Source organism: Streptococcus sp. UBA4344 (assembly GCF_002393675.1).
In the GTDB taxonomy this organism is placed as follows: domain Bacteria; phylum Bacillota; class Bacilli; order Lactobacillales; family Streptococcaceae; genus Streptococcus; species Streptococcus vicugnae.
On the sequence record NZ_DGTE01000038.1, the window covers coordinates 2,149 to 2,696 of the forward strand.

At 36.3% G+C, this 548-nt stretch carries 1 protein-coding gene; it reads left to right on the plus strand.

What is annotated here, in order from left to right:
* A partial coding sequence (locus tag B4D49_RS07420; protein ID WP_286783660.1) for a glucosaminidase domain-containing protein occupies window positions 1-442 on the plus strand: 442 nt, incomplete at its 5' end.
* Window positions 443-548: the final 106 nt, after the last annotated feature.

Sequence of the window (548 nt, forward strand, 5' to 3'; positions counted from 1 at the left end):
ATTTATTCAAACAATCGGTGAATCAGCTCGTCAAATAGCTGCTCAAAATGATCTTTATGCTTCAGTTATGATTGCGCAAGCTATTTTGGAATCAAATAGCGGTCAGTCAGGACTGAGTCAGCCACCTTATTATAATTTCTTTGGAATCAAAGGTGATTATAATGGGCAAACAGTGACAATGCAAACCTGGGAAGATGATGGCAGTGGGAATGATTATAGGATTGATGCGCAGTTTCGCTCGTATGGCAGTTTGGAAGAATCGTTGCAAGATTATGCGCTTTTTCTTCAAAAAGATTTGTACGCTGGAGTGCACAAATCACAAACCGCTTCTTATCAAGATGCTACAGCAGCATTAACTGGAGCTTATGCCACAGATACGTCCTATGGTAGCAAATTAAATCAGCTTATTTCAGAATATGATTTGACCATCTATGACAGTTGATAATCTTATTAAAAGTATGCTTTTTTGATTGATGAAAAGAATTGTCAGTATTGTTTCAAAGTTCAAAGGTAAGTGGTAAGAGTAAGAGTTTTTAGAATCAAAAATA